Annotated in this window: 1 protein-coding gene; it reads right to left on the bottom strand. The window is 46.2% G+C overall.

What is annotated here, in order from left to right; translation table 11 throughout:
- A partial coding sequence (locus tag CAN34_RS11850; RefSeq protein ID WP_133063023.1) for a transposase occupies window positions 1-266 on the bottom strand: 266 nt, incomplete at both ends.

Raw genomic sequence — 266 nt, 5'->3', positions numbered from 1 at the left:
ATACGGTCATCAAACATAATCATAAAGCGATTTAAAGCAGACGTCCAGTTACGGATGGGCATCGACCACTTTTTGGATGCCTGCTGGGTTGCCAGATAAACCACCTTGAATGCCGCCTGATCAGACGGGAACACCTTACGCTTATTCACCGCCGTACGAATGACGCTGTTTAGCGACTCTATCGCATTAGTAGTATAAATCGCTTTTCTGATGTCTTTAGGATACTCGAAGAACACCGTTAAGCCCTCCCAGTTATTGCGCCAAGA

Source organism: Psychrobacter sp. DAB_AL32B (assembly GCF_002224105.1).
Classification (GTDB): Bacteria; Pseudomonadota; Gammaproteobacteria; order Pseudomonadales; family Moraxellaceae; genus Psychrobacter.
The sequence above is the reverse complement of the archived record's forward strand: the minus strand, read 5'-3'. Positions and strand labels throughout refer to the sequence as shown.